The organism is Psychrobacter sp. T6-1 (assembly GCF_052258445.1).
Map to the genome: position 1 here is coordinate 1 of NZ_JBQQFC010000827.1, position 526 is coordinate 526.

General features: G+C 48.5%; 1 protein-coding gene. It reads right to left on the reverse strand.

Annotated elements, in window-relative coordinates:
* Positions 1–526 (reverse strand): enoyl-CoA hydratase/isomerase family protein (locus ACTXGO_RS16650; protein ID WP_443575248.1); only part of this gene is annotated, 526 nt, incomplete at both ends.

Consider the following 526-nt stretch of genomic DNA (forward strand, 5'->3'; position numbering starts at 1 on the left):
CATTTAGGATCTTTGTCTTTATCAATCAGCAGCGCCCGTACGCCTTCTTTAAAATCAGGATTTGCCGCGCAGTGTACAGCGGTATTAAGCTCAAGATAGAGCACTTGCTCAAGCGAAAGATCTGTCGCTTTGTCGTACAATGCATAAGTCAATGCCGCACTCACTGGGCAGCCGTGCCGATAAGTAGCAAGCGCGCGCTTAGTCCATTTATCCGCTGCAAAATTGCCGTCTATCTGGGCAAGCGCGTCATCATCACGCAAAAGATCATCGATATCACCAAGACCGCCCCTATTCATGATTTGGGAGATAGACTGCCAATATAGTGCCAGCTTACTCTCAGGCAGATCAGCCACAGGGTATGCTGCTAGTGCTTGGCTTGTGACCGTATCTAAGCTGCTTTGATTGAGTGTCGTTGCAGGCTGCCAGTCTGTTTGTGTTAAGAGACTTATTACCTTATCGTAATCATCTCCTGCTACCGCATATTCAGCGAGGCTGGTAAACATCGCGTCACTACCGTTACACAGCG